Genomic DNA, 25,846 nt, shown 5'->3' on the forward strand with positions numbered 1-25,846 from the left:
GGGGGGGTTGTGTGTTTTTGGTTGTTTGGTGTCTTGTTTGGTGGTGGTGTTTTTTTCCCCCCCCCCCCCCCCCCCCCCCCCCCCCACGACTGCGCGCTCGCACCGGGCGGAATCAGTCCCGGCCTGAAGCTCCTGAACATGCGCGAAGGGCGCCTTCGGGCGGATGTGCCCGAAGACGCCCTTCGTCCGGGTGGATCAGGCGTCGACCCGGTCCGCCGGTTCCGCCGGTTTCGGCGTGCGGCGGACGAGGCGGCTCCACAGCGGGTACGTGAGCAGGATCGCGATGATCACGTAGACCACGATCGCCAGCGGCGAGTTCACCAGGCCCGTCAAGTCACCGTCGCTGATCTGCAGCGCTCGGCGCATCTGCAGCTCCGCGGTCGGGCCCAGGATGACGCCGATGATCGCCGGCAGCACCGGCAGGCCGAAGCGGCGCATCGCGAAGCCGATCGCCCCGATGATGAACAGCAGCACCAGATCCATCGCCTCGCCGCCGATCGCGTACGCACCGACGCTGGCGAAGAACAGGATGCCCGCGTACAGGTACGGCCGCGGGATCTGCAGCAGCTTCGCCCACACCGGCGCCAGCGGCAGGTTGATCACCAGCAGCAGCGCCAGGCCGACGAACATGCTCGCGATCAGCGCCCACACCAGGTCCGCTTCGCGCTGGAACAGCAGCGGACCGGGCTGGATGCCGTACTGCTGGAACGCCGCCAGCATCACCGCGGCCACCGAGGTGGTCGGCAGACCGAGGGTGAGCATCGTGACCATGGTGCCCGCCGCGCTGGACGTCGAGGTGGCCTCCGGGCCGGCGACGCCCTCGATCGCGCCCTTGCTGCCCCACGTGCCCCTGCGGCGACCCAGCTGCCGCTCGACGGTGTAGGACAGGAAGGTCGGCACCTCGGCGCCCCCGACCGGGATCGCGCCGAACGGGAAACCGATCAGCGGGCCGCGCAGCCAGGGCTTCCACGCCCGCCCGAGGTCCTGCCGGGACATCCACGGCCGGCCGACCGGGATCGGCTTCTCCTGGGTGTGGCGCAGGTGCGCGGCGACCCACAGCGACTCGCCGACCGCGAAGAGGCCGACCGCGACGAGCACCACGTCGATGCCGTCGACCAGCTGCAGCGAACCGAACGTCAGCCGGGCCTGCCCGCTCATCTGGTCGAGCCCGACCAGCCCGATGGTCAACCCGATCAGCAGCGAGGCGAAGCCGCGGACCCGCGAGCTGCCCAGCACCGTCGAGGTCGCCACGAACGCCAGCACCATGAACGCGAAGTAGTCCGGCGCACCGATGTCGACCGCGTAGCCCGCGATGACCGGTGCCAGCAGCACCAGCAGGATGAGGCCGACCAGGCCGCCGACGAAGTGCCCGACGGCCGCCGCGGCCAGCGCTTGCGCGCCCCGGCCGTTCTTGGCCATCTTGTTGCCTTCGATGGCCACCACCACCGCGGCGCTCTCGCCGGGGGTGTTGAGCAGGATCGACGTGGTCGATCCGCCGAACATGCCGCCGAAGTAGATGCCGGCGAACATGATGAACGCGCCGGTGGGATCCAACGCGTAGGTCACCGGCAGCAGCAGGGCCACCGCCATCGCCGGGCCGATGCCCGGCAGCACGCCGACGGCGGTGCCCAGCACCACGCCGATCGCGGCGAACAGCAGGTGCTGCGGGGTCAGGGCGGTGGCGAAACCGCCCAGGAGGTTCGTCAGGTCCATCGGTTACAGCACCCCCATCAGCGGGCCACCGGGCAGCGGAACGCCGAGCAGTTCGTTGAACGCCAGCCACGTCAGCACCGAGATGGCGGCCGCGATGAGCGGGTCCCGCACCAGGTTGCGGCTGCCCAGCGCGTAGGCCGCACCCCAGAACATGATCGCGGCCGAGGCCGGGAACCCGATGATGTTGATCAGCGCCGCGTTGAGCAGGAAGAACCCGGACAACAACAGCAGCGTGCGCCAGTCGGTCGGCGCGTCGAGGTCGACGTCCTCGCCGGCCTCGGCTTCGCCGCGGCCGCCGCGCAGCACGTCCCGCGCCAGCAGCAACGACACCAGGACCAGCAGCGAACCGACCACGACCGGCACCGCCTTCGGCCCGACCGGGCCGCGCTGCGCGAAATCGGTCGGCATCAGGGCGGCGTCGACGAGCACGAGCGCGCCGACCGCGAGCAGCAGCACGCAGATGCCGAGCTCGGAGCGCGCGCGCCACCAGCTCTCGCGCACCGGCTCCGCCGGCGACTCCGTCTTGTCCGCAGTGGAACTCATGCCGCCCCCAACTCCTTCAGCACCGACGCGACGCGGTCGTTCTCGGACGCCAGGAACGCGCCGAAGTCATCGCCTGTCTGGAAGGCGTCGGACCACCCGTTGAGCTTCATGGCCTGCTGCCACTGCTCGCTGGCGTGCAGCTTGGTGAACAGCGAGATCAGCTTCTCCCGCTCCTGGTCGGTGATGCCCGGGGGCGCGACGATGCCCCGCCAGTTGGTGAAGCTGACGTCCACACCGGACTCCCGCAGGGTCGGCGCGTCGATGCCGGGCACCCGCTCCGGGCTGGTCACCGCCAGCGCCCGCAGCTCGCCCGCCGCGATCTGGTCGCGGGTCTCGCCGATCCCGGAGACGCCGAAGGCGACCTTGCTGCCGAGCACGGAGGCCATCAGCTCGCCGCCACCGTCGAACGGCACGTAGTTGACCTGCTTCGCGGACAGGCCGATGGCCTTCGCGGTCAGCATCGGCGCCAGGTGGTCCGGGCCGCCGGGCGACGAGCCGCCGCCGACCGGAACCGCGCCGGGGTCGGCCTTCCACGCCGCGATCAGCTGGGCGATGTTCTGGTACGGGGAGTCCTTGGCCACCACGATGACGTCGGATTCCTCGGTGAGCTTCGCGATCGGCGTGGTGTTCTGCAGCGACACCGGCGAGTGGTTGGTGTAGACCGAGCCCACCACGCCCAGGCCCATCGACATCACCATCGCGCCGTTGCCCGACTCGTTGACCAGCCTGCCCAGCCCGACCGTGCCGCCCGCGCCGGGCAGGTTGAACACCTCGGTCGGCCCGTTCAGCCCGGTGTCCTCGATCGCCTTGACCGCGGTGCGCGCCGTGATGTCGTAGCCGCCGCCCGGCGTGTTGGGCACCATGACCCGCAGGCCGCGGATCTGCGAGCCCGGGGCATCGCCCCCCGAACTGATCAGGGGCGGCACCAGCAACACCAGCAGCGCCGCGCCCAGCACCGCCAGGACCACTTTCAACTTCCGCATCATCACCTCACTGTGACACCGGTCTCCCGGACCGGGTGGTGGGTGATGGTGCCGCACGGCACCACGCGGCGTCTCGCTTTAGCACCTATCGGAAGTTGTGGAAGTTCTGTCACCGACCCGGAGGTGCCGGTTCTCAGGTGGCCTCGACGCCGAAGGGCGGCGTCTCGCCGGGGCATGGAACGGGTTGCTGCGGCGCGGAAATCGCGGCAGGAGTGGTCTTCGGACCGGCGCCGTCGAGCAGGTAGTTCGCGACCGCGCGCCACGGGTCGAGGTTGCGCAGGTCGCTCAGCTGCCGCAGGGGTCGCGCCCACCACTCGACGGCCTGGGGAAGCCGCTCCGGACTCAGGACGAACAGGCCTGCGACGAGCAGGACGGCGAGGTGTCCAGGCCGAAGCCGACGTTCACCGGCACCCGGGCGAACCCGCAGAATGATCATCCACAGTAGCCACGACGATGCCGGGTGCCCACCTGGATTCCAGGCCGCCGCCACGTGTTCTCCCCGGTCGCACCGAAGCGGATTCGCCCTGGTCAGGAATCGGGCGCTCAGCCGGAGAGGCGCTAGGGCGGCGTATACTCCGACCCGTTGGGAAACGACGGGTCACCTGGTCCCACGGGAGCCGGCACGCCACGGGCTCCCGCACCGGACGACGGCGGCGTCGCGGGGCCCAGGTGTCCACGACAGCGAATGGAAGTACGCCCATGGGTTCGCTCAGTGCCTGGCACTGGCTGATCGTGCTCGCCGCGGTCCTGCTGCTGTTCGGATCGGCGAAGCTGCCGCAGATGGCCCGCTCGCTCGGCCAGTCCGCCCGCGTGCTCAAAGCCGAGGCGCGCGGCCTGAAGGACGACGAGAAGGCCGCCGAGCGCGACCAGGACGAGCTGGACTCCGGCAAGCCCAGCCCGCAGCAGGTCGACGACAAGCAGCGCGACGACCCGAAGAACTGACGGCCCCGCGCAGGAGCCGCAGGCCCCGGCCGCCCACGGCGACCGGGGCCTCGCTGCGTCGAGGCTCGGTCGCATCCGCGGAGGGCCGGTCGTGCCCCAAGGATGGATTTCATTCAATACTGAAGATATCGACTACATCGATCCCTCAGCAGAGCTCCGCTTCACCGATCCAGGGCAGGCCAGCACCGCGATCACGACACCGGAATCACCAGTACCCTCCACAAGGGACAGTGGCTCCAGGCGAGCGACGGCGGACCGCGTCGGTTCACCTTGCGCTACAGCCAGTCCCACTTCTCTAACAGGGTGTGGATCGCATGTCCGGTCGCGCGACCGTGTTCAGCACCTCCCGCATCGCACGACCACGCGCCGCATCCACACCAGGCTCTTGCGCAGGTGCAGCAAGCGCCGTTGCGGGGTGGGCTTGCCGTCGAACACGTGATCCGGAGGCAACCTCCCCACCCGGATCGTTGTTCCCGCGATGGCCGCCGCCGGCGTCCTGCTGTTCGCGACCCGGCGTGATCCTGGGGACGGGGAGGCACACTGGAGGTGAGGCTCAATCCGGCAGAGGTGCGGTCATGCGCGGAACGGTCCCGGTGGGACGAGTGGCTGGGGTGCGGATCGGACTCCACTGGAGCGTGCTCGGCATCGTCGTGCTGGTCGCCATCGGGCTGGCGGGCTACCAACTGCCGCTGGCCTTCCCCGGGCACTCCACCGTCGGCTACGCGCTGGCCGGGCTGGCCGCCGCGGTCCTCCTGGTCGGTTCGCTGCTGGCGCACGAACTCGCGCACGCGATCGTGGCCCGCCGCAACGGTGTCTCGGTCGAGGGCATCACGCTGTGGCTGCTGGGCGGGATCGCCCAGTTGCGGGACGAGGCGCGCAGCCCCGGCGCCGACCTGCGCATATCGATCGTCGGGCCCGTCACCAGCGCCGTGGCCGGCGTGGCCTTCGGGGTGCTGGCCTGGGGCGCGGACAGGGTGGGGGCGAGCGGCCTCGTCGTGGGCGTGCTGACCTACCTGGCGGTGCTGAACCTAGTGCTGGCGGTGTTCAACCTCGTTCCGGCCGCTCCGCTGGACGGCGGCCGCGTGCTGCGCGCCGCGCTGTGGCGGTGGCGCGGCGACCGGTTCGAGGCGGCGGCGTGGTCGGCCCGCGCCGGGCTCGGGCTCGGCGGCCTGCTGGTCGCCGCCGGATTCGCGCAGTCGATCCTCCAGGGCCCCGAGGGGATGTGGTGGATCCTGCTGGGGCTCTTCATCGCGAGCATCGCCTTCGCCGAGGAGCGCCAGGCCCGCGCGGGGATGGCGCTGTCCGGGGTGCTGATGCGGGACGTGATGTCGCATCCGGTCGAGACCGTCGACGGCCGTTCGACGACCGGCGAGTTCCTGGACCGCCGCCCCGCGCACGCCAGTTTCCCGGTGGTGCGTGAGGACGGCGGGGTCGACGGACTGGTGTCCCTCCGCCGGATCCGCTCGCTGACCGCCTGCGGCCAGCCACCTGCCACGCTGCGCGACGCCGCCTGCCCGATGACCCGCGTGCCCACCGCGGCACCGGACGAGCCGCTGGCAGCGGTCCTGCCCCGGCTCTCGGAGTCCACCGACGGGCACCTCCTCGTCTTGGACGACGGCCGGCTGGTGGGCATCGTCGCGCCCTCGGACATCGACCGCGCCGTCGCGGCGCGCGGCGTCCACGTCATCCTGCCCGCGCTGGTGGAACGCGAAGCGAACCGGCAGGCCCCGCCGCCGAACTGGTGGTACCCCGGCCGGCCGAGCTGAGCTCTCACAACGCCTGTTCCAGGCGGTGCCGGACGGAATCGGCGGACCGCAGCAGCATCGGCGTCGCGCGCACCTCGACCGGCTCCGGACCGATGAGCCGCCGGGCCGGTTCGGGCAGCCACCGCAGGTCGTGCTCGAACCGGCGCCGCGCCGCCTGGACCGGCTCCGGCTGATTCACCCGCGCGCCGCCGCGCATGGCGGGCTCCAGGAGCGGTTCACGGCCAGGCGGCGGATCCTCGGTGCGCAGTGCGAGCAGGTCGGGCCGTCCGGGCTCGCCGCGGTAGACCTGTTTCGCGCCGGGCGCGGTCAGCTTGCCCACGGACAGCTTCATCACCGGCGTCCCGCCGTATTCGACCAGCTTGTACGCGCTGTCCAGGGACGGCGCGTCGGCGGAAACGCCCATCTTGGTGCCCACGCCGAACATGTCGATCGGCGCGTCGGCGAGTTCGGCGAGCGCGTGTTCGTCGAGCCCGCCGCTGGCCATGATCCGGGCATCCGGGAAGCCCGCGTCGTCCAGCAGCCGTCGCGCCTGCACCGCCAGCTCGCCGAGGTCGCCGGAATCCAGGCGGATCCCGATGCGGCTGCCGGCGGGCAGCTCCCGGGCGACGTCGATCGCCGCGCGCACGCCGCGCAGGGTGTCGTAGGTGTCGACCAGGAACACCACGGCATCGGGGAAATCGGCGGCGAACGAGCGGAATGCGGTGCGCTCGTCGGGGAACGCCTCGACGTAGGAGTGCGCCATCGTCCCGGCGGCCCACAGCCCGAACTCGCGTGCGGCGGCGACGTAGCTGGTGCCCGCGAACCCGGCGATGGCCGAGGCACGAGCGACCGCCCGGGCCGCCTCCAGCCCGTGGGTGCGGCGGGCGGCGAAGTCGACCAGGTCCGCGTGCGGCGCGGCGATCCGGCAGCGGGCCGCCTTGGCCGCGACCGCGGTCTGGAACGTCGCGAAGTTCAGCAGCGCCGTCTCCACCAGCTGCGCCTGCGGCAGCGGCGCCGTGACCTCCAGGAGGGGTTCACCGGCGAAGACCACCCGGCCCTCGGGAACGGCCAGCACGTCGCCGGTGAAGCGCAGTTCCGCCAGCGCGGCCAGATCGCCTTCCGGCAGGTGCACGACGTCGCCGAGGTAGGCCAGGTCTTCGGCGGCGAAGTGCAGCCGTTCCAGGAAGTCCAGGCAATCGGCGAGCCCCGCGGCGACCAGGAATCCGCGCTCGCGCGGCAGTTCCCGCACGAACAGGCTGAACGTCGCGGGCAACGTCATGTCCCGGCGCAGGTAGCCGGCCGCCATCCTGATCTCGTAGAGATCGGTGCTCAGACCCGTCATCGCCGCGGTCGCCTCCCGGATCGACGGTTGCGCGCGCCGCGCCACCCCGGCCAGAGGAGATGGTCACCAGGGGCGCGCGCTCCCGTACGCGCCGGTAAGGCCGATCGGCCCTAGCGGCACACCCGTCCCGCTTGGCACGGTCGCGCAGGAACCTCGTGGGGGCGCGGAACATGGCGCGAGAAGAACAGTCCGTCGTGGTCGGAGTGGACGGCTCCGGCGCATCGGCGCGGGCGGCGCTCTGGGCGGCCGCGGAAGCCGTCCGGCTGTCGGTTCCGCTGCGGCTCGTGCTGGTCAGCGACGATCCGGCGCGGGAGCCCTACGCCAAGGAGCTGGTCCACGACATCGACGCCCGCTGCCGGCACGCCGCCGGCGAGCTGGACATCGTCGACGAGGTCGCCTACGGCCATCCCGCCGCGGAGCTGGTGCACCGGTCGGAATCCGCCCGCCTGCTGGTGGTCGGTTCCCACGGGCACGGCGCCCTCCGGGGCGCGCTGCTCGGTTCGATCAGCGCTGCCGTGGCCGCGCACGCCACGTCGCCGGTCGTCGTGGTGCGCGGTGTGGGCCCGGCGAAGTCCGGCCCGGTCGTCGTCGGGGTCGACGACTCGCCGGGCAGCCGGACCGCCCTGCACTACGCCTTCGACGCCGCCAACCGGCGGAGCAGCGAACTGGTCGCCGTGCAGGCGCTGCCGAACAGCTACTTCACCCCCGGCCCCCACGACGGCCCGGACCGCGACAAGCTGTTCACCCAGGCCGAACTGCGCCTCGCCGAGCAGGTGTCGGCCTGGAGCGACGCCTACCCGGAGGTCGCCGTGCGCCGGATCGTGTCGAACGTCCCGCCGGTGACGGCCCTGTGCGACGCCGCCCAGCACGCGCAGCTGCTGGTGGTCGGCCAGCGCGGGCGCGGAGGTTTCACGGCGCTGCGGCTGGGTTCGGTGGCGCGGGGCGTCCTGCACCACGCGCCGTGCCCGGTCGCGGTCGTCCCCCGCTGACCACAGTGGATGGCCGCGCGCGAACCCGCCCTGGCCGGAAAGGTCGATCTCGCAGGCGAAGTCCGACCGCGCGACACTGTCCGCATGACGTCGACGCCACCGGCCACCGCGACGTTGCGGATGCGATTGCTGGGCACCACCGCACCGAAGGCTGTCGTGCTGATCCGGTTCGTGGTGGGCTGGATCTTCCTGACCGAAGGGGTGCAGAAGTTCCTGTTCCCCGGCGAGCTGGGGCCCGGTCGTTTCGCCAAGACCCCGCTACCCGCGCCGGAGTTCTTCGCCTACCTCGACGGCGTGTTCGAGATCGTGTGCGGCGCGCTGCTCATCGTCGGCCTGCTGACCCGCCTGGCGGCCATCCCGATGATCGTCGACATGCTGGGCGCGCAGATCCTGACGAAGGCCACCATCCTCACCCACCAGGGATTCTGGAGCTACATGCACGAGTCGCGGGTGGAGTGGTCCCAGCTGTTCGGCTCGGTGTTCCTGCTGATCGTCGGCGCGGGAGCGTTCTCCTTGGACGCCGTCCTGACGGCACCACGCCGAACAAGACCCAGCGACACCGGAACTCCCTAGCCCGTCCGGAGTTCCCGTGATCGACCCGTGACTTCCACCGGCCGGAAACCCCCGATTTCAGGCAGAACCGGATTCGCCCGGTGAAGGCACCGGTGGCTGATTTCGCGCGAAATCGGCGACCTGCACCCGGGCGGCCGCGGCGCCGCCTGTCGCACCTCTGGTGCAGGATGGCCCGGCAGGGTCTCGAGCGGGTGCGCCGACGCAGTCCGGCTTGAGGTCCTCCGGGGCGACCGGCGATGATCTTGCTCCGGCCCCGTTGCCATCCCGACACGTGAGGACTGCCGATGACCACCCACGACGGCGAAGCCGCGTTACCGACGCGCCGGATCGCGCTCGCTTCCTTCGCCGGCACGACGATCGAGTTCTACGACTTCTTCATCTACGGCACCGCGGCCGCGCTGGTGTTCCCCAAGGTCTTCTTCCCCGCGCTCGGCACCGCGGCGGGCACGATCGCCTCGCTCGCCTCGGTCGCGGTGGCGTTCGTCGCCCGCCCGCTCGGCTCCGCGCTGTTCGGCCACCTCGGAGACCGGTTGGGGCGCAAGCGGACCCTGGTCTACACGCTGCTGCTGATGGGGCTTTCGACCGTGGCCATCGGCGTGCTGCCGGGCTCGGCGACGCTCGGGATCGCCGCGCCGGTCATCCTCATGGTCCTGCGGTTCCTGCAGGGCGTCGCGGTGGGCGGCGAATGGGGCGGTGCGGCCCTGCTGGCGGTGGAGTATGCCCCGCCCGGCAAGCACGGCCGCTTCGGGATGTTCCCGCAGCTCGGCCCCGGCACGGCCTTCGGCCTGAGCAGCGCGACCTTCCTGGCGGTCGAGCTGGTGCTGAGCCCGGACGCGTTCCTCGCCTGGGGCTGGCGGATCCCGTTCCTGCTCAGCGCCCTGCTGGTCGGCATCGGCCTCTACGTGCGGCTGCGGATCGAGGAGACCCCGGTCTTCCGCGAGCTGCACGCCGAGCGGGAACGCCGGATCCGGGACGCCGCGCCGCTGCGCGCCGCGTTCGGCCGCGACACCCGGCTGATCCTGCTCGCCGGGGGCACCGTGGCCGCGGCGTTCGCGCTGAACTACATGGGCACCGTCTACCTCACCACCTACGGCAGCACGGTGCTGGCGATCCCGCGCCCGACCATGCTCGCGCTCGGCGTGGTCGGCGGGATCGTGCTCGTCGCGGCCACGGCGGCCGGTGCGGCCGTATCGGACCGGTTCGGCAGGCGCCGGGTGGTCCTCGTCGGGAACGTGGTCACCTTCGTCTGCGGGCTGATCGCCTTCCCGGTCATCGACACCGCGAACACCGCGCTCGTCGGGATCGGCCTGTGCCTGCTGATGATCGGGGGCGGGATCGTCCTCGGCCCGGCGGCCGCCTACCTGGCGGAGCTGTTCGCCACCGGGCACCGCTACACCGCGGCGGGCATGAGCTACAACGTGGCGACCATCATCGGCGGCGGTGTGCCGCCCGTACTCGCCGCGGGCCTGGTCGCCGCGTACGGCAGCAGCGCCATCGGCGTGATGCTCGGGGTGTACGGCGCGCTGAGCATCGCCTGCGGCCTGCTGCTGCCGGAAACGAAGGAGCGCTCGCTCCGCCGGATCGACGCCCCGGCGGACTCGCTCGCACAGCATTAGGAACGTCCACAGTGGGCGGACCCGGACCTCGGGTCCGCCCACTGCGGTCACTCGCGGTCGCCGGCGAGGCGAACGGTCGTGAGGCGCAGGAAGTTCTGCACCATCGGGCCCATGCAGAACGCGATCAGGAGCGTGCCGAAGCCGACCGTGCCGCCCAGGATCCAGCCGGCGGCCAGGACGACCACCTCGATCCCGGTGCGGACCATCCAGATCGGCCTGCCGGTGATGCGCACCGCGCCGGTCATCAGCCCGTCCCGCGGCCCCGAGCCGAACCTGGCCCCCAGGTAGACGGCGTCGAAGAAGGTCAGCATCAGCAGCCCGAGGACGAAGTAGCCGAGCTGCTGCGGCAGCGAAGCGGGCATCGGCACGAAGGAAGCCGCGACGTCCGCGGACGTTCCGACCAGGACGACGTTCAGGAAGGTGCCGATCCCCGGCAGTTCCCGGAGCGGGATCCAGCAGAGCAGCACGGCGACGGCCGTCAGGTTCGTCGCCCAGCCGAACGTCATCCCCGAGCGCAGCGAGATGCCCTCCGCCAGAACGCTCCAGCTCGAAGCCCCCAGCGACGACTGGACCAGGAACGTGAGGGACGTGCCGTACCCGATCAGCCCCACGACCAGCTGCGGGAACCGCCACGCCTTCTTCTCGGCGCGGAGCTGCTCGGCGGCGGTCATCCTCCGGGCCACCGAATGGCGGCGGCTTTTCGGTTGCGAGATCGAAGCCACGGGTGTCCTCAACGTCGGTTCGGGATCAACTCCGACGATCGTGCTCGCCATCTGGCATCGGATGAAAGGGCCAGATCGTAGACTCTGGCCTCATGCACACGAGCAGCCACGCGCTCGCCCGGCTGCTGGGCGACTGGTCCGCGGGCCCGGGGCCCGCGCATCGCCGGCTCTCCGACCTGATCCGCCTGCTGATCCTCGACGGCCGGCTGCCGCTGGCCACCACGATGCCGGGCGAGCGGGATCTGGCCGCGGTGCTCGGGATCAGCCGCACCACGGTGTCCACGGCCTACGCCGCGCTGCGCGACCAGGGATATCTCAGCGCTCGCGCCCGCTCGCGCAGCCGGACCCGCGTTCCGCCTGGCGGGGACCGACCGGAGCCGGACACCACCGGCCGCGACCTGATCGACTTCTCCCACGCGGCCCCGCCCGCTCCCGGTGAGGCCCTGCACCGGGCGTACCGCCGGGCGCTGGACCAGCTCCCCCGCCACCTGCCGCGCCACGGCTATTCGCAACTCGGGCTGCCCGAGCTGCGCACCGCCATCGCCCGGCGGTACACCGACCGCGGGCTGGCGACGACCCCGGAGCAGGTCCTGATCACCAGCGGCGCCCAGCACGCCCTCGGGCTGATCGCCCGCACGCTGCTGCGGCCCCGCGACCGGGTCGTCGTCGACCACCCCACCTATCCGCATGCGCTGCAGGTCTTCCGCGCGACCGGCTGCCGGGTCGTCCCGATCCCGGTCACCGACACCGGGTGGGACGTCGAGAGCCTGTCCGCGGCCACCCGCGGCGCCGCGATGGCCTACCTCCTGCCGGACTTCCACAACCCGACGGGCCTCTGCCTGCCCGAGCGGGACCGGGCGGAGCTGCGGCCGGGCTGCCCGGTGGTGGTGGACGAGACGATGGCGGAGCTCGCCCTCGACGTCGATCCGCCGGTTCCGCTGGCCGCGCACCACACCGGCGTCATCTCGATCGGCTCGGCGGCCAAGACGTTCTGGGGCGGCCTGCGGGTCGGGTGGATCCGCGCCGATGCCGGCCTCGTCCAGCGGCTCGGGCAGGCGCGGTCCGGGATCGATCTCGGCACGCCGGTGGTGGAACAGCTCGCGTGCGCCGAGCTGCTCGGTGAGATCGACCGGATCCTGCCGGACCGGCTGGCCGACCTCCGACGGCGCCGCGGCCTGCTGCTGGACCTGCTGGCCGCACGCCTGCCCGACTGGACGACCGGCCCGTGCGCGGGCGGCTTGTCGGTGTGGGCGCGGCTCCCCCAGCCGGTGAGCTCGGCGCTGGCCGCCGTGGCGCCGGAGTTCGGCGTGCGCCTGGCGGCCGGGCCGCGGTTCGGGATCGGCGGCGCGTTCGAGCGCTTCGTGCGGCTGCCCTACTCGCTGGACGCTGCGGCGATGACGGCGGGGATCGACGGCATCGCCGAGGCTTGCGCGGCCGTGCAGGCCGGGCGACGCGCCGACACGCCACCGGCCGCGCTGGCCTGACTCAGCGGCCGTTTCAGGGTGGCCACGCCCGGCTCATCCCGAAGGCACCCGGTGCCCGACGGCGATGCGCGCGAAATCGCCATTCCACGTGGGGCAGGGTGGCGATTTCGCGCGAAACCGGCGCCCTGCCCCCAGGCGACCACGTCCCACACGTGCCCGCGCACCACGCGGAAACGACGGCTCAGGTCAGGCGGGCGCGAGCGGCGGCGATCCAGCGCGGCGCCCCGGCTTGCCGCGCGACGGCCGCCGCTTGCCGGTAGTGGTTCCCGGCCGCTTCGCGCCGGTCCATCGCGGCGGCCAGGTCGCCCAGGTACTGCGCGACGGGGCCGAGCACGAGCAGACCGCTGGCCGCACCGGCGATCTCGCGCGCGGCGGGCTGGAGCAGCTCGTAGACCCGCGCCATCATCTGCCGGTCCGCGAGGCCGATGGCCAGCACGGCTTCCAGGCACAGGCGTGCCTCGCAGAGCAGATCGCGAGGCGAGTCGGGCAGCGCCCGCCCCGCTTCCCGGGCCTGCTCGCGGTGACCGGCGGCGAGCAGGCCCAGCGGGCGAACCCAATCCGCGTACGGACCCCAGTCCGCGTTCCAGTCCACTTCGGACATGTCCGGCAGCCGCAGGCCCAGCAAGGCGAGTGCGAGGGCTCCCTGCTCCACGCCCCGCATCCCGGTGCCCCGCAACCGGATCGCGGCCGCGCGGTAAGCGGCCTCCGCCGCCGCCGATTGGCCGGAAACCGCCAGCCGCAGCGCGGCGTACCACTCGGTGAACACTCCCACCAGGGGAATCTCGTGGCGCTGGGCGAGCCGGTCGGCGGCCGCCGCGTGCGCGTCGGCGGCGGCGAACTCAGCCAGCGCGCAGTGGGCCTGGATCAGGATCAGGCGGCCGAGCACCTCGAAGGTCACCAGGCCGTGGCGTTCCGCCAGCTCGACCAGCTCCGCGCCGATGCGGGCGCGCTGCGGGGCGAGCCCGGTGCGCTGGAAGCACTGCATGAACCGGCCGTTGAGGGCGAACGCGAGCAGCGCCGGATCGTCCAGCTCGCGGGCGATCGCCTCGGCCTCGACGGCGGCCTCGTGCCCGCGCCGCGCCCGCGTGCCGCGCAGTTCCAGCGCGAGCGTGCTGAGCAGCCGGCTGCGTGCTTCGGCCCGGTCGTCCGGCAGGGCCGCCAGGGTGCGCTCGGTGGCCTCGATGACGTGCCGCGCAACGTCTTCGTCGTCGTTGCGGGTCCAGATCGCTGGCACGTCGAACGCGCCGATCACCCGCGCCGTCAGCTCGGGATCGCCGAGCTCGTCGGCCGCGGCGATCGCTTCGGCGCGGTGCCGCCGGGCCTCGTCGAGCCCGCCCGCGACGGCGAGGGCCCACACCAGGCCCGTGATCAGTTCGAGCCGGGCGCGCGCATCGCCGCTCCCGGAACGGTCGTGGGCCGCGATCGCTTGCCGCCACAGCCGCGCCGCCTCGTGCGGGGCGAACCGCCGCTCGGCCGCCTCGGCCGCCTCCTTGGCGTAGCGGGCGGCCCGGCCCGCCGTCCGGCGGTCGTCGGCGTGGAAGTAGTGGTGCGCCAGGGATTCCACCTCGCCGGGCCGCAGCTGCTCGATCGTCTCCGCGATGGCGGCGTGCCAGCGGGCCCGGCGCAGGCGCGGGGCTTCCTCGTAGAGCGTGTCGCGGATCAGCTCGTGGGTGAACCGCAGCCGGTTCGGGCCCGGTTCGGCGACGAATCCCATGAGCAGCGCCGATTCGACCACGTCGAGCACCAGGTCCTCGTCCCCGGCCAGCGGGACGAGCAGATCGAGGTCGACGTCGCGGCCGACGACCGCGGCCTGGCGCAGGACCGTGCGCGCCGGCTGCGGCAGCCCCGCCAGGCGACGGCGGATGACGTCCCGCACGCCCGCCGGAATCCCGGAGAGCGCCTTGCTCCCCTCCGCCTCGAACAGCCGCGCGAGCTCCCGGACGAAGAACGGGTTGCCGCCGCTGCGCCGGTGGATCGCGCGGGTGGTCGCGGCATCCAGCTCCCGGCCGGTGACCGCGCGGGCGAGCTCGTCCACTTCGGACTCCGGCAGACCGCCCAGGTAGACCCGGGTCGGTTCGGCCGGGGCGAAGCGGCCGAGCGCGTCGGTGAGCGCTGCGGAGATCTCGGTGCTGCGGTAGGTCCCCACGACCAGCACCCGCCGGTCGACGGGTGCCGCCGCCAGGAATGCCAGCAGGGAAAGGGTTTCCTCACCGGCCCGGTGCAGGTCGTCGAAGACCAGCAGCACGGGTGCGCGCTCGGCGACGGCGGACAGGTAGGAGGCGGCCTCCTGGTGCATCCGGAACCGCGCCGCGGCGGGGTCTTCGCCCGCTGCCGGCGGAACGGGCGGCGGATGCCCCGCGGCCGCGAGGGCGGTGGTGATCTCCGTCCAGGGCCACCCGGCCGGTGCGCCGTCCTGCTCCGGGCTGCGCCCCCAGGCGGTGATCCAGCCGGCGGCCGCCAGCTCGTCGGTCAGGGCTTCGGCGAGCGCGGTCTTGCCCGCCCCGGCCTCACCGGAGATCAGCGCCAGCCCCAGGCGGCCGCGTGCGCCGGCGGCCGCGAGCTGCGCGAGCTCGGCCCTGCGGCCGACGATCGGCGGCTCGACCGGCTGGTCGGCGCCGGCCGGCGCCTCGGCCGGGACGGGCGCCGCGGACAGGTGCGGCGCCTGGCTGAGGATGTCCGCCTCCAGCCGTTGCAGGTCCCGGCCGGGATCCACGCCCAGCTCGGTCGCCAGGACCTTGCGCGCGTCGCGGAGCACGCCGAGGGCGTCGCCTTGCCGCCCGCTGCGGTAGAGCGCGAGCGCCAGCAGCTGCCAGGCCGTCTCGCGCCAGGGGTGTTCGGCGACCTGGCCTTCCAGATCGGGCACCGCCTCGGCGGCCCGCCCCAGCGCCAAGGCCGCCTGCGCCCGCCGCTCCACGGCCAGCAGCCGCAGCTCGTCGAGCCGCGAGATCTCGTGACGCGCCCAGGCCCGGTCGTCGAATTCCGCGAACGCGGGCCCCCGCCACAGCGCCAAGGCCTCGTCCAAAGTGGACCGCGCCGCATCGGCCCGCCCCGCGGAGAGCATGGACGCGGAGTCGCCCACCGCCGCCTCGAACCGCTGGGCGTCCACCGATCCGGATGCCGCGCGCAGCGCATAGCCCGGCGCCGCGGTCACCAGCAGCCGGGCGGGCGACCGGGGCGGCCGGTCCGGTTCGAGGGCTCGGCGCAAGCTGGACACGACGGTCCGGATGGTGCCGACCGCGCTCTCCGGCGGGTCGTCCCACAGGTCGTCGATGAGCCGGGCGAGGGGCACGACCCGGCCCCTGGCGATCAGCAGCCGGGCCAGTACGGCGCGGTGCAGCGGTCCCTTGAGGTCGACCGGGCCGCTCGCACCGACCGCTTCCAGCGGACCGAGCACACCGAAGGTCACCCTCGACGCGCTCACCTGCACAGACACGCCACGCACTGTATAAGGGGGCGTTCCAGCACGGTGCGCGGGCAGGTGTGGGGCGTGGCCATCCGGAGTGCAGGGCGGCGGTTTCGCGCGAAACCGACACCTCCTGTCAGGCATCGGGCACCTCTGGGACGAGCCGGGCGAAGCCATTCCGAAACGCCCCTGAGCCGCGCGAACCCGGGCGCTGAGCCGCCGTTGACCGGTTGTTGATCGGCCGCGCGCAGGCTCGACGGGTCAACGCGAAACGAGGAAGGCCCACCATGGCACCGACGATCACCGGATTCGACTACCAGCGCGTCACCGTCGCCGACGGCGTGACGCTCAGCGCGGCCGTGGGCGGCTCGGGCAGCCCGATCGTGCTGCTGCACGGCTTCCCGCAGACCCACCTGATGTGGCGGCACGTCGCCGCCGACCTCGCCGCCGACCACACCGTCATCTGCCCCGACCTGCGCGGATACGGCGACAGCGACAAGCCCGCCGACACCGACGGCCAGGCCTACTCCAAGCGCACCATGGCCGCCGACGTCGTCGCCCTCGCCCGCGCCTTCGGCCACGAGCGCTTCGCCCTGGCCGGGCACGACCGCGGCGCCCTGGTCGCCATCCGCGCCGGCCTCGACCACCCCGGGACGATCACCCACCTCGCCTCGCTCGACGTGCTGCCGACCCTGGACATGTGGGACGTCATGCACGGCACTTCGGCCGCGGTGGGCTTCCACCTCTACCTGATGGCCCAGCCGCCCGGCCTGCCGGAACAGATGATCGGCGCCAGCGCCGACGCGTTCTTCGGCCACTTCCTCGACATCTGGACCCAGGACCCCGGCGCCATCCCCGCCGACATCCGCGCCGCCTACCTGGCGGCCTCCCGCGAAGCGGTCACCTCGATCGTCGCCGACTACCGCGCATCGGCCCACGTCGACGTCGAGCACGACGAGGCCGACCGGAAGACCGGGAACCGGCTGCGGATGCCGGTGACCGTCCTGCAGCAGGACTGGGGCGCCGTGCTCGGCTTCGACGCCGCCGCCCTATGGCGCGAATGGGCGCCCGATCTCCGCCACGTCCCGGTCTCCTGCGGCCACTTCATGGCCGAAGAAGCCCCGGCGGAGGTCACCAAGGCCCTGCGCGAACTCCTCATCAGGTGACGGCGCCCAGGGCGCGGATCAGGCGTGCTGCTGCGCGTCGAAGCGGTGGCGGGACGCCTCGATCTCGTCGAGGCGCGCGCGGCTCCACGCGCACATGCCGTTGACCGTGTCGCGGAGCGACCGGCCCGCATCGGTGAGGCGGTACTCGACGCGCGGCGGCACGGTGGGGTGCACCGTGCGGTGCACCACGCCGTCGCGTTCGAGCCTTCGCAGGGTCTGGGTGAGCATCTTGTGGCTGATGCCCGCCACTTCGGCCCGCAGTTCGGTGAAGCGGAGGGTGCGGTCCCGCAGGACCTCGATGATCAGGAGCGACCACTTGTTGGCCACGCCCGTGAAGATCTCGCGGGCGAGGGAGTCGGCGCGCACCGCATCGGCGTCCGCGGGCGCCCGCCCGGCCTGCTCCGTTCCCACGAGGCTCCCCCTTCGCCCGAAAAGTGCGTCTTCACGAAGCGTACTCACATCCGGTGTCCTGGTCTCCACGAGCAGTTCCGCGCGCTCGTCCACCCCGGCGGCGAAGCGACGCGGGTCCTCGACGAGCACGGCACCGTCCAGCTGGTCGGGGCCCGCTCGCCCAGTTCGCCCCGCAGCACTGGTCACCGGCCGTCGAAGTACACCTCCAGCTCGGCGATCGACGTGAACGTCGCCGTGCCGCCGGGGACTCCGATGATCCGGACGCCGTCCCCGGTGATCGGGTCGAACGCGAGCACGTAGGTCTTGTTCGGGCCCGCGGTGCTGTCGTACGGGTACGCGGGAGCGGTCGTCAGGCCCCTGACGCCCACCCAGTTCGCGCCCTGGCGGACCTGCACGGTCAGGTCGCGGGCGAACCAGCCGCCATCCGAGAACATGCTGCCGGTCGTGTAGACGACGCGGTCGATCCAGTACTCGTCCTGCCAGACGTACCCCCAGAAATCGGCCTGCTTGCGGGCGCCGTCGAAGCTGTCCTCGCTCTCCTCCCGGACGCCGTTGTTGAGGTAGTCGCCGTGGCCGTAGTGGGCCGACTTCTCGATGGGGAACGGGCTTCTCCCAGGAGCGGCGAGGTTGTCCGCCGGGTCGGGCGGGTTCTGCCCCGGATCGCCGGGCCTGCGCGGGGAAACGTGGAAGCGGCGCAGCGAGAACTCGTAGTTGGGCAGCCCGCACGCCACGTTCAGGAACCAGTTGGACTGCAACCACATCCACGTCCCGTCGGCCGAGACGAACTTGGCCGGGATGGTGGGCGCGTAGCCGCCGTTCTTCGGCCCGGCGCAGGGCGGCTTCGGTTCGCCGGTCTCCGGTGTCGGCACGTCGTGGCCGCCCGGCACGGGGAGCAGCCGGACGCGGCCGGGGCGGCCGAACCAGGGCTGGGCGCCGAAGTCCTTCGACATGAACAGCTGCCAGGGCCCCCACGGCGCCGGGGCCTCGTAGAACTCGAAGGTGTACTCGGTCCACGAGGTGTAGATGAACCGGCGCAGCGGGGCGTTGTAGAGGACGCCGCCCTGCGAGATCACGGTCAGATCGCGACGGCCTTCGCCGTACAGGCCGGTGTAGAGCCGCCGATCGTCGGTGAGCACCGGCGCCTTCTCGCCGATGCCCGCGCTCCACTGTGGACCGCCGTCGCTCCCGGCCCCGGCGTAGAACCGCCAGGTGTCCCGCTGCTGGATCGAGTTCCGGGGGACCCGGGCCAGGTAGAGGCTCGTCGGCGAAGTCACCTCGTTGCTGTAGGAGTCGCGCCAGTTGCCGTCCAGGCCGTAGGCGTACACGTACCCGGCGTTCTCCGGGCCGAGCGACCGGGCGTGCTCCTGGCTGCGGCCGAAGTCGAGGAACATCACGGTGGTGAAGACGTGGTCGGTGAACATCGGCGCGGAGGGCTTCTGCCAGGTGCGCCCGTAGTCCTCCGACTTGACGACGGTGGCGTTCACGGCGTCGTCGAACGCCGTGGCCGCGGGCGCGAAGCGCAGGTCCTGCACCGCCAGGTACAGCTCGTCCCGGCCGTCGCCGTTGCCGTCGACGGCGACCATGCCGGTGGGTTTCGCGTTGTACAGCTTGGGATCGGCGTGGGCTTTGGCGACCGCGTCGCCGGCGGCCAGCCGTTCGCCGTGCAGGCCGGTCTCGGGCGTACCGGCGATCCGGTTCACCACGATGGCCGCCATCGGCTCGTCACCGAAGCCCTTGCCGTCGCCGTTGGCCGTGTAGACGTAGTCGTCGTCCGCCCAGCAGGTCGGCCACAGGTCACCGTTGCTGGCGGTGGGCGCGGTGGCTGCGTACTCGGCGAACGCGGTTGCGAAGAACGTGCTGGCCGGATCGGCGACGGTCAGGCCTTGCGCCTCGCCCGCGCGCGGCACGCCGCCGAAGAGCACCGCGCCCGCGCCCGCGAGCGAGAGCTTGACGAACTCGCGCCGGTCCACGTCATCCCTCCGGCCGGAAGCGGGTGCCCTTCCGGAAATCCCGCTCCAGCGATTCCAGGCTCCGCTGCTTGGTCTCCGGCACGCACCACCAGACGATCGGGAAGACGATCACGCCCGCGGCGGCGTAGGCGATGAACACGACCCCGGCGCCCACCAGGGCGGTGAACGTGGGGAAGGTCAGCGAGACGAAGAAGTCGGTGAGCCAGTTGAACAGCGTGGCGACGGCCATCGCCGCGCCGCGGATCGCCAGCGGGAAGATCTCCGCCAGCACCACCCACAGCACCGGCCCCCAGGTGGCCGAGAAGGTGTTGGTGAACACGACGAAGGCGGCGACGGCGATCCCGAACAGCGCCGGGGATTCGGCGGGCAGCACCAGCGCCGCCGCGCCGACCGCGAACAGGCTCGCCGACATGCCCACCAGCCCGGCGAGCAGGACGGGTTTGCGGCCCCAGCGGTCCACCACCCCGGCCCGCACGACGACCGCGATCGTCAGGATGTTCAGCAGCCCGTTGAGGAAGGTGAACAGCAGCGCCGTGACCTCGGAGACCCCGAAGGTGGTGAGCACGCCGGGCGCGTAGTAGACAATCGTGTTGATGCCGGTGATCTGCTGGAACACGGCGAGCATCGCGCCCAGCAGCAGCAACCGCCGCACCCAGGGCGCGGACATCCGGGCGCCGAGCCGGGCGTCCCGCTGCTGGCGTTCGAGCTCGGTGATCTCGGCGAGCTCCCGGTCGGCGGCGGCCGGGTCGCCGCGCAAGCCGGCCAGCAGCGCGCGTCCCTGCTCCGGGCGTCCCCGCCGGACCAGCGACCGGGGCGTGTCCGGCGCGGCCAGCAACCCCAGGACCAGCACCACGGCGGGGAACACGCCGATGAGGATCATCCACCGCCACGAGGCGACGAACGCCAGCCCGTAACCGGTGGCGGCGGCCAGCGCCGTGCCCACGATGATCATGTACTGGTTCAGCGAAGTCACCACGCCGCGCTCCCCGGCGGGCGCCATCTCCGCCAGGTAGAGCGGGACCACCACCGAGGCGATGCCGATGCCGAGCCCGATGACGAACCGGAACAGCACCAGCACAGCGACCGTCGGCGCCACCCCGGCGCCGAGCGCGCCGATGGCGAACACGACCCCGGCGGCGAGCAGGACGCGCTGCCGCCCGAGCCGGTCGGCCGCCGGCCCGCTGCCCAAGGCCCCCACCATCGCCCCGACGACGGTCGAGCTGACGACGGCTCCCTTGAGCAGCGGGGTGAGCGGCAGTTCGTGCGGGATGAACAGGATGGCGGCCGAGATGATCCCGTTGTCGTAGCCGAAGAGGATCGCCGCCAGCGACCCCAGCGCGTAAACGCGCCGGGTGACCCGGGACTTCGAGGACGGCGCTGCCATCGACCACCTCCACGCGGCAACGGGCACCGGGGAGGGACGAACAGGTGAGCTCCGATCGCGCCGCCCCCTCGACGCGCCCATCACACCCCTGGTACCCCGCACACCGGCCCGCAATACCTGCGCTGGTGGTGCGCGTCGGCAGCCCGCCGAGCGGTGCTCGTCCACAAGGGACCGGCCCGGCCGGTCGTCAGGCGGGCTTCTCGGGCCGTTCTCCCTGCTCCGCGGGCGGGGCATCGCCCAGGATGTTGATCGGCCGGCGGCTGCGGACGGTTCCGAACAGCAGTGCCTGCGCCGTTGCCACCATGTGGTCCTGGATCACCGTTTGCGTCTTGACCGGGTCGCCCGATTCGATCGCCGTGACGATCTCCAGGTGGCGGTCGGCGCTCATGTTGCTCAGCGCTCGCTCCAGGCCGCGGTACATGATGCACATGCGGATCGAGCCTTCCAGCAGCTTCCACGACCGCAGCAGCGCGTCGTTCCCGGTGAGCTCGCACAGCAGCTCGTGGAAGGCCAGGTCCGCCTCGATCTGCGCCTCCAGCGAGACCTGCGCGGCCGCCGCCATGTCGTCGACGGCGGCGCGCAGGCTCTGGCAGTGCTGTTCCCGGTAGTAGCTGGAGGCCAGCGTCTCACCGGCCACCGCTTCCAGCGCGGCCCGAACGGTGAAGGTGTTGATGATGTCCTTCTCGTCGATCTGCCGGACCGCGACCCGGCCGCGATCGCCGTAGGAGACCAGGCCCTCCTGCTGCAGTTCGCGCAGCGCCTCGCGCAGCGTGCCGCGGCTGATGCCGAGCTGGTCGGACACCTGCACCTCGCCGAGGTGGGTGCCCGGCGGGAACGTGCCGGTGGTGATCGCCTTCCGCAGGGCGTCGACGGCCATCTGCCGGAGGTTCCGGCCTGCCTGCGCCTGACGGCTCACCACTCGCAGCCTCCTCGGTTCCGCGCCACCGACGGCGCTCAGCACCGTTCGTACTCGGCAATCAACTCTACCTTCGCCGCGCTGGGCGATCGGTGGTCGAACTCGTAACCGAGCCATTCGCGCACCAGCCTGCGGGCCAGTTCGAGCCCCACCACCCGCTGCCCGAGTGCCAGCACCTGGCAGTTGTTGGACAGCACGGACCGCTCCACCGAGTACGAGTCGTGGGCGGTGGTGGCCCGCACGCCGGGCACCTTGTTGGCCGACAGCGCCATCCCGATGCCGGTGCCGCAGACGAGCACGGCCCGGTCGGCGGTGCCCGCGCGCACGGCCTCGCCCGCGGCCAGCCCGATCTCCGGGTACGGGCGGTGCACGTCGTCGGCGTCGCGGTGCACGCCGAGGTCGATCACCTCGCTCACCCGGGGATCGGCGCGCAGGTCGGCGGCGAGGCGTTCCTTGTGGTCCAGTCCGGCGTCGTCGCAGCCGATCGCGATCCGGTAGGTCATCGGAGTTCTCCCGTCAGGTGGTCGGCGATCGTCCGGGCGATCAGGGCAGTGGACACCGCGCCGGGATCGGGCGTGCCGATGCTGCGCTCGGCCAGCGGCCGGGCCCGTCCCTTGCGCGGCACCAGTTCCGAGGTGTTCCGGGCCGCCTTGTCGGCGGCCTCGGCTGCGCGCGACCACGCGGCGGCCGCCGGAGCACCGGCAGCGACGGCGGACAGCAGTTCGGCCCGGAACGGTTCCAGTGCGTCCACCAGCGTCTTGTCCCCGACCGCCGCGCCGCCGAGCGTCGTGATGCGGGTGGTCAGGGCTTCCACCGCCTCGGCCGCGACTTCCGCGCTGCCGCCGCGGTCGCCGATGGCTTCGCCGGCGGCCCGCAGCCCGGCGCCCCACAGGACGCCGGACGTACCGCCCGCGCGCGCCGCCCAGCCGTCCCCGGCGGCGGCGAGGCAGTCTCCCGCTCCCGCCCCGGCCCGCTGGGCTTCCTCGGCCGCTGCCAGGGCGGCGCCGATGCCGCGGACCATGCCGCGACCGTGGTCGCCATCGCCCGCCACGGCGTCGATGGCACCCAACTCGTTTTCCGCTTCCCCCAGCGCCGAAGCCACCTGGCGCAGCGCCGCGAGCACGTGTCCCGCGAGCACGCGGGACTCGGCCGAGGCGGGCGAGTACACCGGCGCAGTCGTTTCCGGCTCGCTCGCCTCGGGCTGGACCGCCGCCTCCGGCTCGTCGGCCGTCCGGCCGCGCCGGAACGCCGGTGTCCACGCCGGTGCCGCCCACAGGCGTTCGAGTTCGTCGTCCAGCCACGTGACGGTGAGCGACACCCCCGCCATGTCGAGGCTCGTCACGAGCTCGCCCACCTCGGGCAGCACCGGGACGTGCCCCGACTCGCGCAGCAGCGCGGCCACCGGCCGCCACAGCACGAGCAGTTCCTCCTGCTTGACCGCGCCGAGCCCGTTGAGCAGCACCGCCACCCGCTCCCCCGCGTCCGCGGGCTTCTCGGCCAGGAGCCTGCCGACGAAGTCGGCCGCGAGTTCCCCGGCCGAGGGCAGGGCAACGTCCCGCAGGCCGGGCTCGCCGTGGATGCCCAGCCCCAGGCCCATCTGCCCGTCCGGCACGCTGAACAGCGGCTCGGGCGCACCGGGGAAGGTGCACCCGGCGAACGCGGTGCCGATGGTGCGCGTGCGCTCGTTGGCCTTCCGGCCCACCCGCACGACCCCGGCGAGGTCCATGCCCTCGTCGGCGGCCGCGCCCATGATCTTGAAGACCGTGAAGTCGCCCGCGATGCCGCGTCGCCGCTGGGCCTCCGCCGCCGGGGCGCTGGCGATGTCGTCGGTGACCACCACGTTGTCGACGGCGATCCCCTCGGCCCGCAGCCGGTCGGTGGCGAGGCCGAAGTTCATCACGTCGCCGGCGTAGTTGCCGTAGCTGAACACCACCCCGGCACCGGACTGCGCGGCCATCGCCACCGAGTAGGTGTCCTGCGCGGACGGCGACGTGAACAGGTTGCCGCTGACCGCGCCGTCCGCCAGGCCGGGGCCGATGATCCCGTAGAAGGCCGGGTAGCCGGAGCCGCCGCCGGGCAGCACCGCGACCTTCGGGCGCCGCGGGCGGGCCCGCCGCACCGCGCCGCCCGGCACCTGCCGCACCAGGTCGGCGTGCAGATCGCAGAACCCGGCCAGCGCGTCGTCGGCGAACGTGGCCGGATCGTCCCACAGATACGTCATGTCACCCATCCGTCCTCAGTGGAGGAACGACCCGCCGTTGATGTCGATCGTGGTGCCCTGCAGGTAGCCGGCGTCGTCGGTGGACAGCCAGGTGATCACCGCGGCCACGTCGTCCACTGTGGCCTGACGGCCGATCGGGATGCCGTCCGTGATGGCGTCCTCCAGCTCCGGGGTGGTCGCGCCCGCGCGGATGTCGGTGTCCACCGCGCCCGGCGCGACGGCGTTGACGGTGATCCCGGCCGCGCCGAGCTCCTTGGCCAGCGACTTGGTGAACCCGAGGATGGCGGCCTTCGCGGCGCAGTACGGGGTCTTGCCGAACACTCCCCCGCCCTGCTGGGCCGACACCGACGACATGGTGACGATGCGCCCCCAGCCCGCCTCGATCAGATCCGGCAGGAACGCCTTGGTGACCAGGTAGGTGCCGGTCGCGTTGACCGCCAGCACCTTGTTCCACAGGTCGAGCGTGGTCTCCAGGAACGGCACCGGCGAGGTGATGCCCGCGATGTTGGCCAGCGCGCCGACAGCGGGCAGCCGGCCCGCGGTCACCTCGGCCCGCACCGCGTCGTAGGCGGCCTGCACCGACGGCTCGTCGGCGACGTCGACGCCGTGCGCGAACACCGTCGCGCCGGTCTGCGCGGCGATGTCCTCGGCGGCGGCCTTCGCGGCCGGCTCGTCGAGGTCGAGCACGACGACGGCCCACCCCTCGCGGGCGTACCGCAGTGCCGCGGCCTTCCCGATGCCTCGCGGCGCGGCCGCGCCCGTCACCACCGCCGTGCGCTGGATGCTGGTCACTGCTGGTCCTCCTTCGGTCGACGATTCAGAGCAGGGTCGCGATGTACTCGGCGGCGCGCACCGCCGCGGCGGGCCGTTCGTCGTCGGTGACATCGCGGGTTTCGAGTTCGAGCGCGAACGATCCGCGGTAGCCGGCCGAGCGCAGCGCCTCGAACGCGGCGGGGAAATCGACCACGCCGTTGCCGATGCTGTGGTTGATCCCGCCGGGGACGGCGTCCCTGAGGTGCACGTGGGCGATCCGCTTCCCGAACCGCAGCGCGAAGGCGGCCGGGTCGCCGCCGGAGGCCACGATGTGGCTGGTGTCGAGCACGACGCCCACCGCCGGATCCAGCCGCTCGATCAGCTTCGCGGCCAGGTCGACGTCGGCGCACAGGCGGAAGAAGTGCGGCGCCTCGACCCAGATCGCCACGCCGTGGGCGCTCGCGAGCCCGGCGGCCCGCGCGAGCCCGCCCGCGACGCGACCCAGATCTTCGTCCAGGCCGGTCACCGGCTCGTGCGACTGGGCGCCGCACGGCAGCACCAGGGCATCCGCGCCGCAGCCCGCGGTCAGATCGAGCAGGCGGCGCAGGTGCGTCTCCCGCTCCCGGGCGGCGTTCGCGTCGAGCACGAGGTTGAGGTCACCGATGTCGCCGTTGACCGACCGGACGGCGAGGCCGCCGGCCCGCACTGTCGACACCACCTCGGCCACGGCGGCCTCGGTCAGCTCGTAGGGCACGTGGTCGCACACGCCGGGCAGCGCGCCCAGATCGATCTCCGCGAAGCCGCACCCCGCGATCACGCCGAGCGCCTCGGACAATCCGAGGTGGCGGAAGCCGATGGTCGAGCACCCGGGCCAGCGGTCCGACAAGGTTCCTCCTCAAGCAGCGAATGCGGAGATGTTAACAGCGCACTGTCAACACACAAGAGCATCCTGCCAAGTACAGGCATCACC

22 protein-coding genes are annotated in these 25,846 nt (G+C 72.6%); 7 read left to right on the forward strand and 15 right to left on the reverse strand.

Translation table 11 applies throughout. The features are described from left to right. Nucleotides 1-195 precede the first annotated feature (195 nt). The 4 genes from AC07FN_RS13010 to AC07FN_RS13025 form a co-directional block, all read right to left on the reverse strand. Entirely contained in the window at nucleotides 196-1,713 is a 1,518-nt protein-coding gene (locus AC07FN_RS13010) for a tripartite tricarboxylate transporter permease (RefSeq protein ID WP_478395790.1), read from the reverse strand. A gap of 3 nt (nucleotides 1,714-1,716) precedes the next feature. After that, a complete protein-coding gene (locus AC07FN_RS13015; RefSeq protein WP_478395791.1) occupies nucleotides 1,717-2,256 on the reverse strand; it encodes a tripartite tricarboxylate transporter TctB family protein in 540 nt (179 codons plus the stop codon). Next, the gene (locus AC07FN_RS13020) at nucleotides 2,253-3,239 is read right to left on the reverse strand and encodes a Bug family tripartite tricarboxylate transporter substrate binding protein (RefSeq protein ID WP_478395864.1); all 987 of its coding nucleotides are present in this window, start codon (nucleotides 3,237-3,239) and stop codon (nucleotides 2,253-2,255) included. Before AC07FN_RS13020 ends, AC07FN_RS13015 begins: the two co-directional genes overlap by 4 nt. A gap of 133 nt (nucleotides 3,240-3,372) precedes the next feature. Further along, nucleotides 3,373-3,675, reverse strand: a complete 303-nt coding sequence (locus AC07FN_RS13025; RefSeq protein WP_478395792.1) for a hypothetical protein — start codon at nucleotides 3,673-3,675, stop codon at nucleotides 3,373-3,375. Nucleotides 3,676-3,938: 263 nt separating this feature from the next. Here AC07FN_RS13025 and tatA point away from each other — a divergent pair, with 263 nt between their 5' ends. Next, nucleotides 3,939-4,181 (forward strand): Sec-independent protein translocase subunit TatA, encoded by a 243-nt coding sequence (gene tatA, locus AC07FN_RS13030; RefSeq protein WP_452619442.1) that lies wholly within the window; start codon nucleotides 3,939-3,941, stop codon nucleotides 4,179-4,181. A gap of 575 nt (nucleotides 4,182-4,756) precedes the next feature. After that, a complete protein-coding gene (locus tag AC07FN_RS13035) occupies nucleotides 4,757-5,947 on the forward strand; it encodes a site-2 protease family protein (RefSeq protein ID WP_478395793.1) in 1,191 nt (396 codons plus the stop codon). A gap of 4 nt (nucleotides 5,948-5,951) precedes the next feature. Here AC07FN_RS13035 and AC07FN_RS13040 read toward each other — a convergent pair whose 3' ends face one another. After that, nucleotides 5,952-7,268, reverse strand: coding sequence for a nicotinate phosphoribosyltransferase (locus AC07FN_RS13040; RefSeq protein ID WP_478395794.1), 1,317 nt, complete (start codon nucleotides 7,266-7,268; stop codon nucleotides 5,952-5,954). Nucleotides 7,269-7,438: 170 nt separating this feature from the next. Between AC07FN_RS13040 and AC07FN_RS13045 the strand changes: the two genes are divergently transcribed. From AC07FN_RS13045 to AC07FN_RS13055, 3 genes are all read left to right on the forward strand, one after another. Beyond that, nucleotides 7,439-8,257 carry a universal stress protein gene (locus AC07FN_RS13045; protein ID WP_478395795.1) on the forward strand — a complete coding sequence of 273 codons (819 nt, stop codon included), beginning with the start codon at nucleotides 7,439-7,441 and terminating at the stop codon, nucleotides 8,255-8,257. Between the two features lie 84 nt (nucleotides 8,258-8,341). Next, complete coding sequence (locus tag AC07FN_RS13050; protein ID WP_478395796.1) at nucleotides 8,342-8,830, forward strand: DoxX family protein; 489 nt, start codon at nucleotides 8,342-8,344, stop codon at nucleotides 8,828-8,830. Between the two features lie 284 nt (nucleotides 8,831-9,114). Continuing rightward, a complete protein-coding gene (locus tag AC07FN_RS13055; protein WP_478395797.1) occupies nucleotides 9,115-10,446 on the forward strand; it encodes an MFS transporter in 1,332 nt (443 codons plus the stop codon). Nucleotides 10,447-10,493: 47 nt separating this feature from the next. Here the strand turns inward: AC07FN_RS13055 and yczE are convergent, their stop codons facing one another. Continuing rightward, a complete protein-coding gene (gene yczE / locus AC07FN_RS13060; protein WP_478395798.1) occupies nucleotides 10,494-11,117 on the reverse strand; it encodes a membrane protein YczE in 624 nt (207 codons plus the stop codon). A 143-nt stretch (nucleotides 11,118-11,260) separates the two neighbouring features. Here yczE and yczR point away from each other — a divergent pair, with 143 nt between their 5' ends. Then, entirely contained in the window at nucleotides 11,261-12,652 is a 1,392-nt protein-coding gene (gene yczR / locus AC07FN_RS13065; RefSeq protein ID WP_478395799.1) for a MocR-like transcription factor YczR, read from the forward strand. Nucleotides 12,653-12,833: 181 nt separating this feature from the next. On the opposite strand, the gene AC07FN_RS13070 is transcribed toward yczR, so the two are convergent. Continuing rightward, the gene (locus AC07FN_RS13070) at nucleotides 12,834-16,085 is read right to left on the reverse strand and encodes a BTAD domain-containing putative transcriptional regulator (RefSeq protein ID WP_478395800.1); all 3,252 of its coding nucleotides are present in this window, start codon (nucleotides 16,083-16,085) and stop codon (nucleotides 12,834-12,836) included. Nucleotides 16,086-16,342: 257 nt separating this feature from the next. Here AC07FN_RS13070 and AC07FN_RS13075 point away from each other — a divergent pair, with 257 nt between their 5' ends. Further along, the gene (locus tag AC07FN_RS13075; protein ID WP_478395801.1) at nucleotides 16,343-17,221 is read left to right on the forward strand and encodes an alpha/beta fold hydrolase; all 879 of its coding nucleotides are present in this window, start codon (nucleotides 16,343-16,345) and stop codon (nucleotides 17,219-17,221) included. 18 nt (nucleotides 17,222-17,239) lie between these two features. Here the strand turns inward: AC07FN_RS13075 and AC07FN_RS13080 are convergent, their stop codons facing one another. The 8 genes from AC07FN_RS13080 to AC07FN_RS13115 all read right to left on the reverse strand — a co-directional run bounded on the left by AC07FN_RS13080 (nucleotide 17,240) and on the right by AC07FN_RS13115 (nucleotide 25,762). Then, nucleotides 17,240-17,632, reverse strand: a complete 393-nt coding sequence (locus tag AC07FN_RS13080) for a winged helix-turn-helix transcriptional regulator (RefSeq protein WP_478395865.1) — start codon at nucleotides 17,630-17,632, stop codon at nucleotides 17,240-17,242. Nucleotides 17,633-17,814: 182 nt separating this feature from the next. After that, nucleotides 17,815-19,602: a hypothetical protein gene (locus AC07FN_RS13085; RefSeq protein WP_478395802.1), complete on the reverse strand. Its 1,788-nt coding sequence runs from the start codon at nucleotides 19,600-19,602 to the stop codon at nucleotides 17,815-17,817. Nucleotide 19,603: 1 nt separating this feature from the next. Next, the gene (locus AC07FN_RS13090) at nucleotides 19,604-20,986 is read right to left on the reverse strand and encodes a sugar porter family MFS transporter (protein WP_478395803.1); all 1,383 of its coding nucleotides are present in this window, start codon (nucleotides 20,984-20,986) and stop codon (nucleotides 19,604-19,606) included. A gap of 187 nt (nucleotides 20,987-21,173) precedes the next feature. Continuing rightward, on the reverse strand, nucleotides 21,174-21,905 hold the full coding sequence (locus tag AC07FN_RS13095) for a GntR family transcriptional regulator (RefSeq protein ID WP_478395804.1): 732 nt from the start codon (nucleotides 21,903-21,905) through the stop codon (nucleotides 21,174-21,176). Between the two features lie 35 nt (nucleotides 21,906-21,940). Beyond that, nucleotides 21,941-22,405, reverse strand: a complete 465-nt coding sequence (locus tag AC07FN_RS13100) for a ribose-5-phosphate isomerase (protein ID WP_478395805.1) — start codon at nucleotides 22,403-22,405, stop codon at nucleotides 21,941-21,943. Beyond that, nucleotides 22,402-24,123, reverse strand: a complete 1,722-nt coding sequence (locus AC07FN_RS13105; protein ID WP_478395806.1) for a dihydroxyacetone kinase family protein — start codon at nucleotides 24,121-24,123, stop codon at nucleotides 22,402-22,404. Before AC07FN_RS13105 ends, AC07FN_RS13100 begins: the two co-directional genes overlap by 4 nt. A 15-nt stretch (nucleotides 24,124-24,138) precedes the next feature. Further along, on the reverse strand, nucleotides 24,139-24,915 hold the full coding sequence (locus AC07FN_RS13110) for an SDR family NAD(P)-dependent oxidoreductase (RefSeq protein ID WP_478395807.1): 777 nt from the start codon (nucleotides 24,913-24,915) through the stop codon (nucleotides 24,139-24,141). Nucleotides 24,916-24,940: 25 nt separating this feature from the next. Then, on the reverse strand, nucleotides 24,941-25,762 hold the full coding sequence (locus AC07FN_RS13115; protein WP_478395808.1) for a sugar phosphate isomerase/epimerase family protein: 822 nt from the start codon (nucleotides 25,760-25,762) through the stop codon (nucleotides 24,941-24,943). Nucleotides 25,763-25,846: the final 84 nt, after the last annotated feature.

It is taken from the genome of Saccharopolyspora sp. NPDC045941 (genome assembly GCF_056431445.1).

Bases quoted from the DNA above. Each gene is read 5' to 3' on its own strand.
- AC07FN_RS13010 (WP_478395790.1), bottom strand. From the start codon at position 1,713: ATGGACCTGACGAACCTCCTGGGCGGTTTCGCCACCGCCCTGACCCCG.
- AC07FN_RS13015 (WP_478395791.1), bottom strand. From the start codon at position 2,256: ATGAGTTCCACTGCGGACAAGACGGAGTCGCCGGCGGAGCCGGTGCGC.
- AC07FN_RS13020 (WP_478395864.1), bottom strand. From the start codon at position 3,239: ATGCGGAAGTTGAAAGTGGTCCTGGCGGTGCTGGGCGCGGCGCTGCTG.
- AC07FN_RS13025 (WP_478395792.1), bottom strand. From the start codon at position 3,675: ATGATCATTCTGCGGGTTCGCCCGGGTGCCGGTGAACGTCGGCTTCGG.
- tatA (WP_452619442.1), top strand. From the start codon at position 3,939: ATGGGTTCGCTCAGTGCCTGGCACTGGCTGATCGTGCTCGCCGCGGTC.
- AC07FN_RS13035 (WP_478395793.1), top strand. From the start codon at position 4,757: ATGCGCGGAACGGTCCCGGTGGGACGAGTGGCTGGGGTGCGGATCGGA.
- AC07FN_RS13040 (WP_478395794.1), bottom strand. From the start codon at position 7,268: ATGACGGGTCTGAGCACCGATCTCTACGAGATCAGGATGGCGGCCGGC.
- AC07FN_RS13045 (WP_478395795.1), top strand. From the start codon at position 7,439: ATGGCGCGAGAAGAACAGTCCGTCGTGGTCGGAGTGGACGGCTCCGGC.
- AC07FN_RS13050 (WP_478395796.1), top strand. From the start codon at position 8,342: ATGACGTCGACGCCACCGGCCACCGCGACGTTGCGGATGCGATTGCTG.
- AC07FN_RS13055 (WP_478395797.1), top strand. From the start codon at position 9,115: ATGACCACCCACGACGGCGAAGCCGCGTTACCGACGCGCCGGATCGCG.
- yczE (WP_478395798.1), bottom strand. From the start codon at position 11,117: ATGACCGCCGCCGAGCAGCTCCGCGCCGAGAAGAAGGCGTGGCGGTTC.
- yczR (WP_478395799.1), top strand. From the start codon at position 11,261: ATGCACACGAGCAGCCACGCGCTCGCCCGGCTGCTGGGCGACTGGTCC.
- AC07FN_RS13075 (WP_478395801.1), top strand. From the start codon at position 16,343: ATGGCACCGACGATCACCGGATTCGACTACCAGCGCGTCACCGTCGCC.
- AC07FN_RS13090 (WP_478395803.1), bottom strand. From the start codon at position 20,986: ATGGCAGCGCCGTCCTCGAAGTCCCGGGTCACCCGGCGCGTTTACGCG.
- AC07FN_RS13100 (WP_478395805.1), bottom strand. From the start codon at position 22,405: ATGACCTACCGGATCGCGATCGGCTGCGACGACGCCGGACTGGACCAC.
- AC07FN_RS13105 (WP_478395806.1), bottom strand. From the start codon at position 24,123: ATGACGTATCTGTGGGACGATCCGGCCACGTTCGCCGACGACGCGCTG.